Origin of the sequence: Streptomyces sp. NPDC019531 (assembly GCF_044903305.1) — a bacterium.
GTDB lineage: Bacteria > Actinomycetota > Actinomycetes > Streptomycetales > Streptomycetaceae > Streptomyces.
On sequence record NZ_JBJDQL010000021.1, the window covers coordinates 52704 to 68065 of the forward strand.

The window sequence follows — 15362 nt, forward strand, 5'->3', positions numbered from 1 at the left end:
TGGGGGGTCAGGCGGGTCAGGCGGAGGGGGAGAGGGGACCGATGCGGTACAGGACTTCGGGGTCGTGCGGCCCGTCGGGGAACAGGCCGGTGTCGAACAGCACCTCGCGCTGTACGGCGGCGCCGCGCCGTTCGGCAAACGCCGTGAACAGTCGCTCGGAGGCGGTGTTGCCCGGCGCGATCGTGGTCTCGACGGTGGTCAGCCCGCGCTCGGTGGCGAGCCGGGCGGTCAGTCCGTCGAGCAGGGCGGCGGCGAGACCCCGGCCACGGTACGCCGGGTCCACGGCCACCTGCCAGACGAGCAGGGTGTCGGGGCGGTCCGGCCGCACGTACCCGGTGAGGAAACCGATCGGCTCCCCGCGCTCGTCCCGTGCGACGGCCGAGGTGGCGGCGAAGTCGCGACACCACAGCAGATAGCTGTACGACGAGTTCAGGTCGAGAACCTCGGAGTCGCGGGCGATCCGCCACAGCGCGGCTCCGTCCGCGACCGTCGGCCGATCGATTTGCAGGTCTGCTTGTGCGGCAGTCATGCGAATTGAATTTACCGAGGGAAATTCAAAATTGCATTGCTGGGTGGGGTTCCGTACGGGCGCTCGGCGTGTTATCACGCGGGCGCGTACGACCGCGCGAGAGCTGTCCGCTCTGTCTGTTTTTGCCCCACAAATAAAGGGCAAATCGATCAAGGTGTGTAACGCGTCACAGCCGTGTAACCTCCACGAGAACTACCCGAATTGCGTCGGCTGGCGTTCGCAGAATCTTTGCGTTTAGGTTGCGAGAAAGCGGGCAGAAGAATACGGGAAGCTGTTCTCTGATAAAACCCCGGAATTACCCAGGGAATTATGTCCCGGTAACCCCGTCGATCCGTTCCCGCAAGATGTCGGCATGCCCGTTGTGACGCGCGTACTCCTCGATCATGTGAATGAAAACCCAGCGCACACTGACACCGATGCCGCGCATGGGTCCGTCGGCGATGTGTCCGACGTCCTCCAGCGACCGCCCGGCGCAGACCTCCTGCCCCCGCGCGATCTCCCGCCGCCAGGCCGTGAGCGCCTCGCCGAGTCCGCGCCGCGGTTCGAGCGCGTACCCGGTCTCGTCCTCGAAGACGGGCGGCACGTCGAGTCCCCCGACCACCCGCTGGAACCAGTTCCGCTCCACCTCGGCGAGATGCTGCACCAGCCCGAGCAGCGTGAGCTGCGACGGCTCGGCGGACGCGATCCGCACCTGCGCGTCGTCCAGCCCCGCACACTTCAGCTCCAGGGTGGCCCGGTGAAAGGCCAACCAGCTCTCCAGCATGGGCAGTTCGGCGCCGGTCAGAAGAGGGATGGGGCGGCCGTCGGGCAGCGTCTGCGGTGCGTCGGTGGTCATACGGCGAGCATGGCACGGTCAGGGAAGCGCGGCGGCGGAACGGCCGGCTGTGACGCGAAGCAGCTCCAGCTTCCCGGCGTCGCCGCTGCCGGCCGCCGCCGTGTAGGTGACCATGCGCAGGTCCGCACCGGGAACGACGAGGACGTCGCAGTCGAGCACGAGGTCACCGACCTCGGGATGCCGGATCGTCTTGCGGTCGGACGTGTGCGGGGCGGCGGCCGTCTCCGTGGCCCACAGCCGGGCGAAGACGTCGGACACCTCCCGCAACTCCCGCACGAGCCGACCCAGCCGGGTGTCCCGGGGGTACCGGGACACCGCGTCCTTGAGATCGGCGACGATCGACATCGCGAAGGCGTCCTGCCCGCGCTCGGACCGCACGGGAAGCATCGCGGCATGCGCGACGCCGTTGCCGAAGAGCGCACGGGCGAGGTTCCGCTCGGAGACCGGGACGACGGAGGCGTCGCCGTGCAGGACGCTCCACATGGCGTTCCACCACACCAGCGTCCAGTCGGCGGCGAACACCCCGATCGGGACATCGCCCAGCCGCGCGGCGAGCCGCTGGATCCCCGGCGGCACATGCGTACTGACCGTCCCGTCCTGAGGCGGCAGCAGCCCGGCACTCCGGTACAACTGATCGCGCTCGGCGCGGGAGAGCTGAAGGGCCTGCGCGAGAGCCCCGACGACCTGGGCCGAGGGATTCTTCGCCCGCCCCTGCTCCAGTCGCAGCACATAGTCGACGGAGAGCCCGGCCAGTTGAGCGAGTTCCTCACGGCGCAGCCCGGGCGCACGACGCCCGTCCATCGCGGCGAAGCCCGCGTCGGCCGGGGACAACCGGTCGCGCCAGGCACGCAACAGCCCGGCGAAACCGGAACGGAGGGAGGGAGCCATGGGTTCATTCTCGCCGTACCGGGCCGGATGAGCCTGGGTACTCCCAGTCCTAGTGACGGGCACGGCACTGGTCGGCATCGCCGCACCCGGCGAACGTGTCCCCCATGCAGCACACCATCGTGATGACGGGCGCGACCCGTGGTATCGGCCGCGTCGCCGCGGAGCACATCCTGCGCCGGTCGCCGGACACGCACCTCCTCGTCGTCGCCCGCGGATCCTCCGGCGCGCGGCCGACCCCGGTTCCCGGCGCGGGCGGGCCCACGGTCTCCTGCATCTCCGCGGACCTCGGCTCGTTGAAGAGCGTCCACTCGGCCGCAACCGACATCCGCGACCGGCTTGACCGCGGCGAACTCCCGCCGCTGCGCGGCTTCGTGGGCAACGCGGGCATTCAGCACACGAACGCGCTGACGGAGGGACCCGACGGGCTGGAGTCCACCTTCACCGTCAATGTGCTCGCCAACCACCTGTTCGTACGTCTGCTCCAGAACCGCTTCACGACACCCGCCCGGATCGTGATCACCACCAGCGACACCCACTTCGGCGACGCCAGGCACAACCTGGGCATGGTCCCGGGCCCGTCCTGGAGGAGCCCGGACACCCTGGCCCGCCCGGGCGCCTTCCCCAGGCCGCACACCACGACCGCCGGCCGCACCGCGTACTCGACGAGCAAGCTGGCCACGATCTACCTGGTCCACGAGTACGCCCGCCGCCTGCCACCCGGAATCGAGGCCGTCGCCTACAACCCGGGCTTCGTCCCCGCCACGGGCCTGGCCCGCAACGCAGGCCCCGCCTCCCGCTTCGCGATGCGCTGCATCCTCCCGGCGCTGACCCTCACACCCCTCGCCACAGACCGCAAAGCCGCGGGCCGCCACCTGGCCGAAGTCGCCCTCGGGACGATCCAGGCACCGAGCGGCTCGTACGTGGACCGCAGTCGAGTCGCCCGCTCATCGAAGGAGTCATACGACCGGCGACGCGAAGCCGACCTCTGGGAGACAGCCGAACGGTTCACAACACCGGGCACCGACAGCGCCCCTTGAGGGGCGCGGGGCTGTATCGATATGCGGCTCCGCCGCGTGGGCGCGACCAGTCACGACGAATCCGCAGAAGCCTGACGACACATCGTGGCACTTCCTATCGCGACGCGGCCCGGAGTGCCCCTTCCAGATCCACGTCGAGCCCCTTCTCGGCCAACGCGGAACCCAACGCCGCAAGACTCGCCCGCACCACGCCCGCCGTCGCATCGCCCCCGTAGTGATTGACCCGGATCATCTCCTTGGCCAACGCACCCCCGCCCGCGGCCAACGGCACCCCAGGATCCACACTCAGCGCGTAAGCGACGAGCTCCGACGCCACAACGCCGGCCGGTGCCCGCAGCGTCGTAGCAACAGGAGCGGCCTCCCCGGCGTCGTACACATACGGCTCAAGCCCTCCGCCCAAGGCAAGGGCCCCCGCCCTCGTCGCGGCCGCGGCCGACGCATGCCGGGCCATCACCCTGTCCAGCCCATCCGCCTCGATCCGCTCGACACACGCCTCCAACGCCAGCATCTCCAACTGCGCCGGCGCGTGCGGCAATGCCTTGCGGCCGCCGTCGATCCAGCGCTCCTTCCAGTCCAGCAGAGACAGGTACGACCGCCGAGGCGCCCGCGGATTCGACGCCATCCGCGCCCATGCCCGCTCGCTCACCGACACCGCCGACACCCCCGCCGGTCCGCCCATCGCCTTCTGCGCCCCGATCACGCACAGGTCCACACCCCACGCGTCCGGCAGCACCGGCTCCGCTCCGATCGACGCCACCGCGTCGAGGTAGAACAGCGCCCCATGCGCCCGTACGACCTCACCGATCTCCGCGACGGGGTTCGTGTTGCCGGTCGCCGCCTCCGCGTGCACCAGGGACACGAAGTCGATCTCCGGGTGCTCGGCGAACGCCTCCCGGATCTGCTCTGCCGTCACCGCCGTATGGAACGGCACCGCCAGATCGATCACCGTCGCCCCGCAGTCCCGCAGCCAGTCGCCGAAGGTCTGCCCGTACGGACCGGTGATGACGTTCAGCGCGGTCGTCCCCGGCCCGGCCGTCCCCCGGATCGCGCCCTCCAGTGGCAGCAGCGCCTCGCCCTGCATGATCACGACGTCCTGCTCGGTGCGCAGCAGCCGCGCCACACGGTCCTCGATCGAGGCGAACTGCGCCGCGCTGAGCGGGGCCAGGTCCAGGAAGGGGTGTGTCACGACGGTGCTCTCTTCGCTCACTGGGGTAGACGTGATCGAGAGTATCCCCCTGAGGTGCCTCTACTCATTCGTGACTTCTCAGGCTGAGCAGCCTTGTTGCCATCGGTTTGGTTTGAGAGACCCAAACTTCTCCTTATAATCGGAACCCACAGTTCCCTCACAGGAGGCCTTCCGTGAACACCCCCTCCGGGCGCCGGACCCGCGTCCTGGCCGCCACCACCGCGACGGCCGGGCTCCTGCTCGTGGCTGCCACCACCTCCGGATGCACCTCCACCGACAACGGCGGCAGTGGTTCGAAGACCGCCGCGGGCGGGGTCGAACTGGTCAAGGCCGGACAGCTCACCACCTGCACCCATCTCCCGTACCCGCCCTTCCAGTCGGAGATCGACGGCAAGGTGCAGGGCTTCGACGTCTCGCTGGTCGACCTGGTCGCCAAGGACCTCGGCGTGAAGCAGGAGATCCTCGACACCCCCTTCGAGAACTTCAAGACCGGCGCCTTCCTCAACTCCGGCGCATGCGACCTGGCCGCGGCCGGCATGACCATCACCGAGGAGCGCAAGAAGAACGTCGACTTCTCGGATCCCTACTTCAACGCCACCCAGGCCCTCCTGGTCGCCAAGGGCAGCGGGATCACCTCGCTCGCCGACGCCAAGGCCAAGAAGGTGAAGCTCGGTGCCCAGGCGCAGACCACCGGCGAGGACTACGTCAAGGCCCAGGGCTTCGACCCGGTCTCCTTCGAGTCCTCCGACGCCGTCCTCAACGGTCTGCGAGCCGGCCAGGTCAAGGCCGTCGTCATCGACTACCCGGTCGTCCAGGGCTGGCTCAAGACCAAGGCCAACGCGGACGCCTTCGAGATCGCCGACAACATCAACACCGGTGAGCAGTACGGCTTCACGGTGAAGAAGGGCAACACCAAGCTGCTGGCCGCCGTCAACAAGGCGCTCGCGGACGCCAAGTCCGACGGCACGTACAAGAAGCTCTACGAGAAGTGGATCGGCCCGTACGACGAGTCCGCGGCGTCCCCGTCGGCCTCATGACCGCCACCGACGCACAACTCCAGCCCCGCAAGAAGGGCCTGACCCGGCGTCAGAAGCGCAGTCTGTCCCGCGGAATCCAGTACGTCGTCTTCGTCGCCGCCGTGATCGCCTTCGCGGTCTCGGCGGACTGGGGGCGCCTGAAGAACCAGTTCGCGCAGGCGGACATCGCCGACCAGATGTTCCCGGACGTCATCACGCTGGCGCTGAAGAACACCGTGCTCTACACGCTGTCCGGCTTCGTCGTCGGACTCGTCCTGGGCATGGTCATCGCGCTGATGCGGCTGTCCTCGGTAGGCCCCTACCGCTGGTTCGCCGGCGTCTACATCGAGATCTTCCGCGGTCTGCCCGCCCTGCTGATCTTCATCTTCATCGGCGTGGCCGTCCCGTTGGCCTTCCCGGGCACGGAGATCGTCGGCGGCACGTATGGCAAGGTCGCCCTCGCCCTCGGTCTGGTGGCGGCGGCGTACATGGCGGAAACGATCCGCGCGGGCATCCAGGCGGTGCCCAAGGGGCAGATGGAGGCGGCCCGTTCGCTGGGCTTCTCCCCGGCCCGCGCCATGATCTCGATCATCATCCCGCAGGCGTTCCGGATCATCCTCCCGCCGCTCACCAACGAGTTGGTCCTCCTGTTCAAGGACTCCTCGCTGGTGCTGTTCCTCGGCGTCACCCTGGAGGAGCGCGAACTGTCCAAGTACGGCCGTGACCTGGCCAGTACGACCGCCAACTCCACGCCGATCCTCGTCGCGGGCCTGTGCTACCTGCTGGTGACGATCCCGCTCGGGTTCGTGGTCCGCCGTATGGAGGCCAAGGCCCAGGAGGCCGTCAAATGACCCGTGAAGCGAGCAGGCCGGAGATCGAAGTACGCGGCCTGCACAAGTCGTTCGGCGACAACGAGGTGCTCAAGGGCATCGACCTGGAGATCGGCCAGGGCGAGGTCGTCTGCGTGATCGGGCCGTCCGGCTCGGGCAAGTCGACCCTGCTGCGGTGCGTGAACCTGCTCGAAGAGCCCACCAAGGGGCAGGTGTTCGTCGGCGGCACCGAACTCACCGACCCCGACGTCGACATCGATGCCGTACGCCGCCGTATCGGCATGGTCTTCCAGCAGTTCAACCTCTTCCCGCACCTCACGGTGACCGAGAACCTCACGCTGCCGCAGCGCAGGGTCCTCAGGCGGGACAAGGCGCGGGCCGCCAAGGTCGCCGCCGAGAACCTGGAGCGGGTGGGGCTCGCCGAGAAGGCCGATGCCTACCCGTCCTCCCTCTCCGGAGGCCAGCAGCAGCGGGTCGCGATCGCCCGCTCCCTGTCCATGGGTCCCGAGGTGATGCTCTTCGACGAGCCCACGTCCGCCCTCGACCCGGAACTGGTGGGAGACGTCCTCGCGGTCATGCGGATGCTCGCCCGGGAGGGCATGACCATGATGGTCGTCACCCATGAGATGACCTTCGCGCGCGAGGTGGCCGACCGGGTCGTCTTCATGGACGACGGGATGATCGTCGAGGACGGCGCCCCGGCCCAGGTGATCGGCGATCCGGGGCACGAGCGCACCCGCCACTTCCTCGCCCGGCTCCTCGACCCCGCGATGGCCGAGGTGGAGGAGAACGACGACTGAAAGGGGACGTACGTTCCCTGTTGCGCCCAGTCCGACAACCGCCATCATTCGGACATGACGACTCTCGGCAACACGGGCGGCTTCGCGACGGGTGGCACCCTGCCCCCGCTGCCGGAGGACTGGGAGCGCCGTCTGGCCGTGGCGGCGCACCCGGACGACATCGCGTACGGCACGGCCTCCGCGGTGGCCCGCTGGACGGCCCAGGGGAAGCGGGTCACCTCTCTGCCGGCCACCCGCGGCGAGGCCGGCATCGACGCACTGCACCCGGATCAGGCGGCCCCGTTGCGAGAGGCCGAGGAACGGCCCGGAGCGCGTGAAGTGGGCGTGGACACGGTCGAGTTCCTCGACCACCGGGACGGGATGATCGAGGGCGGCCCGGCCCTGCGCCGTGGCGTCGTGCGCTCGATCCGGCGGCCCCGGCCCGAGGTCGTGCTGACGGGGGCGTACCCCGTGCGGATGGTGGCCGGTGTGGTCAACCAGGCCGACCATCGCGTGGTGGGCCTGGCCGCGCTGGACGCGGCACGCGACGCCGGCCACCGGTGGATCTTCCCCGAACTCGCCGACGAGGGCCTCGAACCCTGGGGCGGGGTCCGCTTCGTGGCTGTCGCGGGCCCTGACCGTCCCACCCACGGCGTGGACGTCTCCGGCGAACCACTGGAGCGGGGTATCGCCTCGCCGGCCGCGCACGCCGAGTACACCAAGGGCCTCGGCGCCGGGGGCCTTCGAGCCGCGCCCCTTCCTGACCTGGGCCACCCGGCAGGGCGGCCCCGCCCTCGGCATCGAGGCGGCGGTCCTCTTCGACGTCCAGCAGCTCGCCTTCGAGGGACCACCACCCTGGGAACAGCGACGCCCGGCTGACTAGGGTGCGGTGCATGAACGATCACGCGGTGCTGCACGTGAAGGGCCGGATCCTGGTCGGCCCCGAGGACGTCCGGGACGAGCTGTGGCTGGTGGACGGACGGATCTCCTACGACCGTCCCGTCGCCGCCCGTGACATCCGTACGGTGTCGGGCTGGGCGCTGCCCGGCCTGGTGGACGCGCACTGCCACGTGGGCCTGGGCGCGCACGGCCCGGTCGACCAGGACGTGGCCGAGAAGCAGGCCCTGGCCGACCGGGAGGCGGGCACCCTCCTCATCCGCGACGCCGGGTCGCCCTCGGACACCCGCTGGGTCGACGACCGCGAGGACCTCCCGAAGATCATCAGGGCGGGCCGGCACATCGCCCGCACCCGCCGCTACATCAGGAACTACGCCTGGGAGATCGAGCCCGAGGACCTCGTCGCGTACGTCGCCCAGGAAGCCCGCCGGGGTGACGGCTGGGTCAAGCTGGTCGGCGACTGGATCGACCGCGAGGTCGGCGACCTGGCCCCCAGCTGGCCGAGGGACGCGGTGGAGGCGGCGATCACGGCGGCCCACCGCCTCGGCGCCCGGGTCACCGCGCACTGCTTCGCCGAGAACTCCCTCCAGGACCTGGTCGAGGCGGGCATCGACTGCATCGAACACGCGACGGGCCTCACCGAGGACCTGATCCCGCTGTTCGCCTCCCGGGGCGTCGCGATCGTCCCGACCCTGGTCAACATCGCGACCTTCCCGAAGCTGGCGGACGGCGGCGAGTCCAGATTCCCCCGCTGGTCGGCCCATATGCGCCGCCTGCACGAACGCCGCTACGACACCGTCCGCAACGCCTACGACGCCGGCATCCCCGTCTACGTCGGCACGGACGCGGGCGGCACTCTCCCGCACGGCCTGGTGGCGGCGGAGGTCGCGGAACTGGTGACTGCCGGAATTCCTCCGGTGGCGGCGCTGTCCGCGACTACGTGGGGTGCCCGGAAGTGGCTGGGACGGCCGGGACTCGACGAGGGCGCGGCCGCGGACCTCGTGGTCTACGAACAGGACCCCCGCACCGACGTCCGCGTGCTGGCGGCCCCGGCCCGGATCGTGCTGAACGGCAGGGTGGCCGAGTAGTTTCGAGGCCCCGAGCGAGTCCTCTCTGCGGGGCCCACCACCGTACCGGGCTCGACATCTCCCGGGCCGTCCCGAACCACGCTCACCCGCATGGCGTGGTCCCCGGATCTCTGAGCACGGCCGCCCTTTGCGCTGGAGAAACAGGGCGCGTCCACACAGCGACGGCGAGTCCCCAAGCCTCCGGAAGCCACGCGTGACCCGCCCCCGGACATGATCACGCGACGCACACAGAGTTGCCCCCGGAGCCCCCATGGACAACCAGGGGCACCCCAACCGACCACCAAGGTCGACTTCGCTTGTGGAAAGCCCGGGCATCAGGCTTTCTCCAGGGTCACCGCCTGGTCCAGCGCCTGCAGAAACCGGTTCACCGTCGCCCGGTCCCGCACCGCGAGCCGCAGCCACTCCTCACCCAGTCCCGGGAACGTGTCCCCGCGCCGCACCGCCCAGCCGAGGTCGCGCAGATGCCGTCGTACGGCGGTGGCCTTCGGCAGGCGCACGAGGACGAAGGGGCCCTGCGCGGGCTCGACCACCCGGAGTCCGTCCGGGCCGAACTCTCGCAGGCCGGCGACCAGATGGGCCCGGTCGGTGGCGATGCGGTGGGCCGCGTGGGCCGCCTCCGCCAAAGCCCGCGGCTCCATACAGGCCCGGGCCGCGGCGAGGGCCGGGGTGGAGACCGGCCACAGGGGCTGGGCCCTTTCGAGCTCGGCGATCGTCTCCGGGGCGGCGAGGACGTAACCGATGCGGAGCCCGGCCAGGCCCCACGTCTTCGTCAGGCTGCGCAGGACGACGAGACCGGGCACGTCCGTCCGCCCCGCCAGGGCTTCGTGCTCGCCGGGCACCGCGTCCAGGAACGCCTCGTCCACCACCAACGTCCGCCCGGGGCGGGCCAGTTCGGTGATCGAGGCGGCCGGATGCAGGACCGACGTGGGGTTGGTCGGGTTCCCGACGATCACCAGATCGGCGTCCTCGGGGACGGCCGCGGGATCGAGCCGGAAGCCGTCCTCCTCCCGAAGCAGCACCCGGTCGACCACATGCCCGGCGTCCAGCAGCGCCGCCTCCGGCTCGGTGAACTGCGGGTGCACCACCACCGGGTGACGGACCGTCAGAGAGCGCGCGAGCAGCACGAAGGCCTCCGCGGCGCCCGCGGTCAGCAGCACCCGCTCCACGGACACCTCGTGCCGGGCCGCCACCGCCGCCCGCGCCTCGCGCCCGTCCGGATAGGCCGCGAGCCCCGTCAGCGACTCGGCGATCCGCTCCCGCAGCCACCCCGGGGGAGTGTCCGCGCGGACGTTCACGGCGAGGTCCGTGAGCCGCGCACCGTCGTCCCGCACCTCGGCGTCGCCGTGGTGCCGCAGATCGTGACCGCGCCCGGTCCTGTCAGTGCGCATGGGAGTGGGCGCCGTGGTGGTGGCCGTGGTGATGGTGGCCGTCGTCGTCCGGGTGGAAGTGCGGCTGCTGCGGCAGACCCACCTTGTCCTCGAAGCCGGGCAGCGCGATCCGGTACACGCACGAGTCGCAGTTCATCCGCAGATCGCCCCCGACGGCCTCCCGGTACCGCTCCATCACCAGGTCGAGCAGCTCCGGCTCGGGACCGATGACCTCCGCCGAGTGCACCTCGACCTCCGGGTGCGCGGCCGCCCAGCCCTCGGTCTGGTGCCGTACCCGGTCCGGCAGGATGCCGGTGAACAGGAAGTAGGGCAGTACGACGATCCTGCGCGCCCCCAGCGCCACGCACCGGTCGAGCCCGCTCGGCACGTCCGGCGCCGCCAGCGACACGAACGCCGTCTCCACGCCCGCGTATCCGCGCCCCTCCCACAGCAGCCGGGCCGCCTTGAACACCTCGGCGTTGGCGTCGGGGTCGGTGGAACCCCGGCCGACGAGCAGCACGGTCACGTCCGCCCGGTCCATGGGGGTACGCCCCCCGGTGGCGCCCAGCGCCTCGTCGAGCCGCCGCTCCAGCACGTTCAGCAGCGCCGGGTGCGGGCCCAGCGGCCGCCCGTACGTGTACGAGATCCCCGGGTGCCGCTCCTTCTCACGGGACAGCGCGGCCGGGATGTCGCCCTTGGCGTGCCCGGCGGACACCAGCATCAGCGGTACGGCGGCGAACCGGCGGACACCGCGCTCCACCAGTTCGGCCACCGCGTCGCCCAGCGGCGGCGGGGACAGCTCGATGAAGCCGCCCGCGACGGGCAGTTCGGGGTGGCGGGCCCCCAGCTCCCGGACGAAGTCACGGAACGCCTCGGCTCCGGCATCGTCCCGGGTGCCATGACCGGCGATGAGCAGGGCGGGCGGCGGGGTGGTCACGATTTCTCCTCGGGAAGCGGTTCGGAGTGGGGAACGGGGTGTGACAGGGGGTGGTGTCGCAGGAGACGGCGCGTCAGGGCGTCGACCGGGCCGACCGCACGCTTCACCGGGTGCCCTCCTGCCAGCGGTAGCCGCGCGGGGTCACCATGCGGCCCGCGATGTCACGGGTCGCCGTGTTGCCCACCGTCACGACCGTCATCATGTCGACCGTCGTCGGGTCCAGTGCGGCCAGTGTCGTCAGCCGACCGGACTCGTCCGGCCGCGACGCGTTCCGTACGACACCGACCGGCGTCGTCGGCTCCCGGTGCCCGGCGAGGACCGCCAGCGCCTTGGGCAGCTGCCAGTCCCGGCCCCGGGAACGGGGATTGTAGAAGGTGACCACGATGTCCGCCTCGGCCGCCGCCCGCACCCGCCGCTCGATGACCTCCCACGGGGTGTGCAGGTCGGAGAGGCTGATGGACACGTGGTCGTGGCCCAGCGGCGCGCCGAGGATCGCGGCGGCGGCCAGCGCGGCCGTGACCCCGGGCACCCCGATCACGTCGATGTCGTCGGAGGCCTCGGCGAGTGCGGGGGAGGCCATGGCGTAGACGCCGGCGTCCCCGCTGCCGATCAGCGCCACCGCCTGCCCTTTACGGGCCTCGGCCACGGCGGTCCGGGCCCGCTCCTCCTCGGCCCCGAGCCCCGACTCCAGGACCCGGGTACCGGGCCGCAGCAGATCACGGATCTGGTCGACGTACTGGTCGAGCCCGACCAGCACGGAAGCGCGCCTGAGCTCCGCCTTCGCGCGGGGCGTCAACAGGTCCCGGGCGCCGGGACCGAGCCCGACGACCGCGAGCCGGCCGCGCACGGGACGCCGTACGACAGCACAGGTGGCCATGGCGGGCCGCGCGGCCGATTTCCGCTTGGGGACGAGGAGTTCACCACCACCGACAAGGGCGGCGGCCTCCGCGACCGACGGGGTGCCGACAGCCGCCAGGGGAGCGTCCGACGGGTTGGGCACCTCGACGGCGGCCAACTCCTCGGCGGAGTAGGTGACCAGGGGCACTCCGAGCCGCTCGGCGGCCGTCACGATCCCCGGCTCCTTGGACTTGGCGTCCACGGTGGCGAGTTCGGCGATCGACTTCACGGACAGCCCGGCCTCGCGCAACGAGTCCTCGACCAGCTCCAGCACCTCGTCGACCGGCGCGCCCCTGGAGGCGCCGACGCCGACCACGAGCGTGGGCGGACGAAGCAGCACCTCCTGCTCCGAGGGCTCGACGAGACGGTCCGTGACACGGATGCCGTACGCCCCCTCCCCGGCGACCGGCAGCGGAGGCAGCGGCCAGCCCGACTCGTTGTGCAGGGCGACGGGTTCACCGTCCAGGAGCGCCCGTGACACGGCCGCCACCGCGCCCTCCACCGGCAGCCCGAGGGTGTCGAGGCCGGGCACCCCCACCGCGTCGGTCGCCGTCGTCACCACGGGCTCGGCGTTCAGCAACTCCCCGACCTCGCAGGCGAGTTCGTTGGCACCGCCGCCATGCCCGCCGACCAGCGACACGGCGAACCGCCCGCCCTCGTCGACACACACCACACCCGGGTCGGCCGCCTTGTCGCCGAGCAGCGGCGCGATCAGCCGTACGACCGCCCCCGTGGCCAGGAAACACACGAGCTGCTCGCACTCCGCGAACGCCCGCCGTACGGCGTCCCCCACGGGTCCCTCGTACACGCGCGTGCGGTCCGGCCAGGCCGCGGCCAGCCGGTCGCGCGCCGCCGCCCCCGCCGCGGTGGCGGAAATAAGGCCGATCACTGAGCAACTCCCTCTCGATACACGGGGTTTCTGACGCCCCACAACAGGAACACCGGATTGGTCGCCGCGAGCCGGGTCACGTCCCCGGGCAGCGGCGCCAGCCGGGACGACTGCAGCAGTACTCCGTCGCAGTCGAACCCGGCGTCGGTGAGGGTCGCCCGTACGGCCGGCACCCGGTCGAGCGCGGCCAGGGCGACGACGACGCTACGCCGTGCCCGCCGCGCGCAGACGGCGACGATGCCGGGCAGTTCGTGTCCGCCACCGCCGACGAACACGGCGTCGGGATCGTCGAGTTCGGCGAGCGCGTCCGGCGCGGATCCCTGCACGACCTGTACGTCGACCTCGTGCGCGGCCGCGTTGGCACGGATCCGTTCGACACCGTCGGACGCCTTCTCGACCGCGACGACAGCGGCACCGAGCCGCGCGCACTCCACGGCCACGGACCCGGACCCCGCACCGACGTCCCAGACGAGGTCGCCGAGCCGCGGCCCGAGCCGGGCCAGCGCCAGCGCCCGCACCTCGAACTTGGTGATCATCGAGTCGCGGTGGGCGAATTCGCCCTCGTCCAGGGCCCATTGAGAGGGAGCTGGGGGCGGCCCGGCAACCGTACGCACGGCACCGAGAACCCGAGACTCGTCGAGACAGAGGACGACATTCACGGCGGACCCCCAGTCCCGCGTGGCGGCTTCGGCGGGCGGGACCCACTCGACCCGCTCGTCGCCGGTGCCCAAGTCGGAGGCGACCACGAGAACACGCTTCAGGGGCGCGGGGCTGTATCGATCTGCGGCTCCGCCGCGGGGCGCGACCAGCCCCGACGGCGCCGCAGCCGCCCAACCACCCAATGCGGCACCAAGCTCCGCAGGACCCGCCCCCGGCCCGGTGAGCACCGCTACCTTCGGATGAGCCCGGCACACATTCACCGCCGTCCGCAGATCCCGCCCGTGCGCACTGACAACCACCGCGTCGTCCCAAGGCACCCCCACCCGCGCGAAGGCCGCAGCAACTGAAGAGATCCCCGGCCGCACATCCAGCGCCCCGGGCCCGAACCGCTCCGCCAGCACCCGCACGATCCCGAAGAACCCGGGGTCGCCGGAGGCCAGCACGACCACCCGGGCGCCCTTGTCCAGATGCCGTTCGATGACGTCCAGCGCCGGAGCCAGCGGTCCGAGAACAACCCGCTCGGCACTCGCGGGGACCGCCGCAGCATCCAGATGCCGCCGCCCGCCCACGACAAGCTCGGCCCCGGCCAGCAACTTGGCCGGTGCCGCCCCCGTCCCCGTACCCACCACCGTGATCATGTGCCGGCCCCCCGAGCGCCCCGCGCCCGCAGCGCCCGCCGGGCCTCCGGGTCGGCCTTGCGGTACCCGTGGAAGTGACCGGGGTGGTAGAGGTGCGAGCGGGTGCCCTCGGCGTCCAGGGCCGGGCCGACCAGGAAGAGCGTGTGCTTCCAGAGCTTGTGCTCCTTGACGGTCTCCTCCAGCGTCTCGATCGTGCACCGCACGACCAGCTCCTCGGGCCAGGTCGCCTGATAGGCGACGACGACCGGAGTGGACGTCGGATAGCCGCCCTCCAGCAGCTCCCGCACCAGCTGCCCGCTGCGCGCCGCGGACAGGAAGATCGCCATGGTGGTGCCGTGCTTGGCGAACTCACGCACCTCCTCGCCGGGCGGCATCGGCGTCTTGCCGCCGCCCAGCCGGGTGAGCACGACGGACTGCGCGACCTCGGGGATGGTCAGCTCGCGCTGTGCCAGCGCGGCCACGGCCGAGAAGGCGGAGACCCCGGGCACGACCTCGGTCGCGACACCGATCCGCGCACACCGGTCGAGCTGCTCCTGCGTACCGCCCCAGAGAGCGGGGTCGCCGGAGTGGATGCGCGCCACCTTGAGCCCGGACTCATGAGCCCGCTCGTACACGGCGACGACGTCCTCCAGGGACATGGTCGCCGAGTCGAGGATCTCCGCGTCCTCACGCGCGTGTTCGAGGACCTCCGCCTGTACCAGGCTCGCGGCCCAGATCACGACGTCGGCCTCGGCGATGGCACGCGCGGCCCGGAACGTCAGCAGATCGGCGGCGCCGGGGCCGGCACCGACGAAGGTCACCTTGCCGGTGGGGGCATCGGCCATGGGAATCGGTCCTCCTACGAGTACTTACTACGAGTACTTACGAGTACTGCGGTCGTCGCCACGAG

At 71.2% G+C, this 15362-nt stretch carries 15 protein-coding genes; 6 read left to right on the top strand and 9 right to left on the bottom strand.

The annotated features are described in order from the left end of the window. Window positions 1-16: 16 nt before the first annotated feature. From ectA to ACI2L1_RS23755, 3 genes are all read right to left on the bottom strand, one after another. Window positions 17-529 carry a diaminobutyrate acetyltransferase gene (ectA, locus tag ACI2L1_RS23745; RefSeq protein WP_404741353.1) on the bottom strand — a complete coding sequence of 171 codons (513 nt, stop codon included), beginning with the start codon at window positions 527-529 and terminating at the stop codon, window positions 17-19. Window positions 530-836: 307 nt separating this feature from the next. Further along, entirely contained in the window at window positions 837-1364 is a 528-nt protein-coding gene (locus tag ACI2L1_RS23750; RefSeq protein ID WP_404741354.1) for a DinB family protein, read from the bottom strand. Window positions 1365-1382: 18 nt separating this feature from the next. Then, window positions 1383-2252 (bottom strand): helix-turn-helix transcriptional regulator, encoded by an 870-nt coding sequence (locus ACI2L1_RS23755; RefSeq protein ID WP_404741355.1) that lies wholly within the window; start codon window positions 2250-2252, stop codon window positions 1383-1385. A 104-nt stretch (window positions 2253-2356) separates the two neighbouring features. Here ACI2L1_RS23755 and ACI2L1_RS23760 point away from each other — a divergent pair, with 104 nt between their 5' ends. Next, entirely contained in the window at window positions 2357-3289 is a 933-nt protein-coding gene (locus ACI2L1_RS23760) for an SDR family NAD(P)-dependent oxidoreductase (RefSeq protein WP_404741356.1), read from the top strand. A gap of 94 nt (window positions 3290-3383) precedes the next feature. Here the strand turns inward: ACI2L1_RS23760 and ACI2L1_RS23765 are convergent, their stop codons facing one another. Then, window positions 3384-4475 carry a pyridoxal-phosphate-dependent aminotransferase family protein gene (locus ACI2L1_RS23765; protein WP_404741357.1) on the bottom strand — a complete coding sequence of 364 codons (1092 nt, stop codon included), beginning with the start codon at window positions 4473-4475 and terminating at the stop codon, window positions 3384-3386. Window positions 4476-4648: 173 nt separating this feature from the next. Between ACI2L1_RS23765 and ACI2L1_RS23770 the strand changes: the two genes are divergently transcribed. The 5 genes from ACI2L1_RS23770 to ACI2L1_RS23790 are packed head-to-tail and all read left to right on the top strand — an operon-like array spanning window position 4649 to window position 9085. After that, on the top strand, window positions 4649-5512 hold the full coding sequence (locus tag ACI2L1_RS23770; protein WP_404741358.1) for a transporter substrate-binding domain-containing protein: 864 nt from the start codon (window positions 4649-4651) through the stop codon (window positions 5510-5512). Then, the gene (locus ACI2L1_RS23775) at window positions 5509-6342 is read left to right on the top strand and encodes an amino acid ABC transporter permease (RefSeq protein WP_404741359.1); all 834 of its coding nucleotides are present in this window, start codon (window positions 5509-5511) and stop codon (window positions 6340-6342) included. Before ACI2L1_RS23770 ends, ACI2L1_RS23775 begins: the two co-directional genes overlap by 4 nt. Continuing rightward, window positions 6339-7121 carry an amino acid ABC transporter ATP-binding protein gene (locus ACI2L1_RS23780; RefSeq protein WP_404741360.1) on the top strand — a complete coding sequence of 261 codons (783 nt, stop codon included), beginning with the start codon at window positions 6339-6341 and terminating at the stop codon, window positions 7119-7121. The genes ACI2L1_RS23775 and ACI2L1_RS23780 overlap by 4 nt, the downstream gene beginning before the upstream one ends. Before the next feature lie 54 nt (window positions 7122-7175). Continuing rightward, complete coding sequence (locus ACI2L1_RS23785; protein ID WP_404741361.1) at window positions 7176-7979, top strand: PIG-L deacetylase family protein; 804 nt, start codon at window positions 7176-7178, stop codon at window positions 7977-7979. Between the two features lie 14 nt (window positions 7980-7993). Further along, entirely contained in the window at window positions 7994-9085 is a 1092-nt protein-coding gene (locus tag ACI2L1_RS23790) for an amidohydrolase family protein (RefSeq protein ID WP_404741362.1), read from the top strand. 314 nt (window positions 9086-9399) lie between these two features. On the opposite strand, the gene cobC is transcribed toward ACI2L1_RS23790, so the two are convergent. The 5 genes from cobC to cobM form a co-directional block, all read right to left on the bottom strand. Further along, the gene (gene cobC / locus ACI2L1_RS23795; protein WP_404741363.1) at window positions 9400-10473 is read right to left on the bottom strand and encodes an Rv2231c family pyridoxal phosphate-dependent protein CobC; all 1074 of its coding nucleotides are present in this window, start codon (window positions 10471-10473) and stop codon (window positions 9400-9402) included. Further along, entirely contained in the window at window positions 10463-11389 is a 927-nt protein-coding gene (locus ACI2L1_RS23800; RefSeq protein ID WP_404741364.1) for a sirohydrochlorin chelatase, read from the bottom strand. The genes cobC and ACI2L1_RS23800 overlap by 11 nt, the downstream gene beginning before the upstream one ends. Window positions 11390-11492: 103 nt before the next feature. Continuing rightward, the gene (gene cobJ / locus ACI2L1_RS23805; RefSeq protein ID WP_404741365.1) at window positions 11493-13175 is read right to left on the bottom strand and encodes a precorrin-3B C(17)-methyltransferase; all 1683 of its coding nucleotides are present in this window, start codon (window positions 13173-13175) and stop codon (window positions 11493-11495) included. Further along, a complete protein-coding gene (gene cbiE, locus ACI2L1_RS23810) occupies window positions 13172-14473 on the bottom strand; it encodes a precorrin-6y C5,15-methyltransferase (decarboxylating) subunit CbiE (protein WP_404741366.1) in 1302 nt (433 codons plus the stop codon). Before cbiE ends, cobJ begins: the two co-directional genes overlap by 4 nt. Continuing rightward, window positions 14470-15297: a precorrin-4 C(11)-methyltransferase gene (gene cobM / locus ACI2L1_RS23815; RefSeq protein ID WP_404741367.1), complete on the bottom strand. Its 828-nt coding sequence runs from the start codon at window positions 15295-15297 to the stop codon at window positions 14470-14472. Before cobM ends, cbiE begins: the two co-directional genes overlap by 4 nt. Window positions 15298-15362: the final 65 nt, after the last annotated feature.

What these genes read in the sequence shown, in the direction of transcription:
- ectA (WP_404741353.1), bottom strand. Translation starts at nt 529, where the DNA reads ATGACTGCCGCACAAGCAGACCTGCAAATCGATCGGCCGACGGTCGCG.
- ACI2L1_RS23750 (WP_404741354.1), bottom strand. Translation starts at nt 1,364, where the DNA reads ATGACCACCGACGCACCGCAGACGCTGCCCGACGGCCGCCCCATCCCT.
- ACI2L1_RS23755 (WP_404741355.1), bottom strand. Translation starts at nt 2,252, where the DNA reads ATGGCTCCCTCCCTCCGTTCCGGTTTCGCCGGGCTGTTGCGTGCCTGG.
- ACI2L1_RS23760 (WP_404741356.1), top strand. Translation starts at nt 2,357, where the DNA reads ATGCAGCACACCATCGTGATGACGGGCGCGACCCGTGGTATCGGCCGC.
- ACI2L1_RS23775 (WP_404741359.1), top strand. Translation starts at nt 5,509, where the DNA reads ATGACCGCCACCGACGCACAACTCCAGCCCCGCAAGAAGGGCCTGACC.
- ACI2L1_RS23780 (WP_404741360.1), top strand. Translation starts at nt 6,339, where the DNA reads ATGACCCGTGAAGCGAGCAGGCCGGAGATCGAAGTACGCGGCCTGCAC.
- ACI2L1_RS23785 (WP_404741361.1), top strand. Translation starts at nt 7,176, where the DNA reads ATGACGACTCTCGGCAACACGGGCGGCTTCGCGACGGGTGGCACCCTG.
- ACI2L1_RS23790 (WP_404741362.1), top strand. Translation starts at nt 7,994, where the DNA reads ATGAACGATCACGCGGTGCTGCACGTGAAGGGCCGGATCCTGGTCGGC.
- cobC (WP_404741363.1), bottom strand. Translation starts at nt 10,473, where the DNA reads ATGCGCACTGACAGGACCGGGCGCGGTCACGATCTGCGGCACCACGGC.
- cbiE (WP_404741366.1), bottom strand. Translation starts at nt 14,473, where the DNA reads ATGATCACGGTGGTGGGTACGGGGACGGGGGCGGCACCGGCCAAGTTG.
- cobM (WP_404741367.1), bottom strand. Translation starts at nt 15,297, where the DNA reads ATGGCCGATGCCCCCACCGGCAAGGTGACCTTCGTCGGTGCCGGCCCC.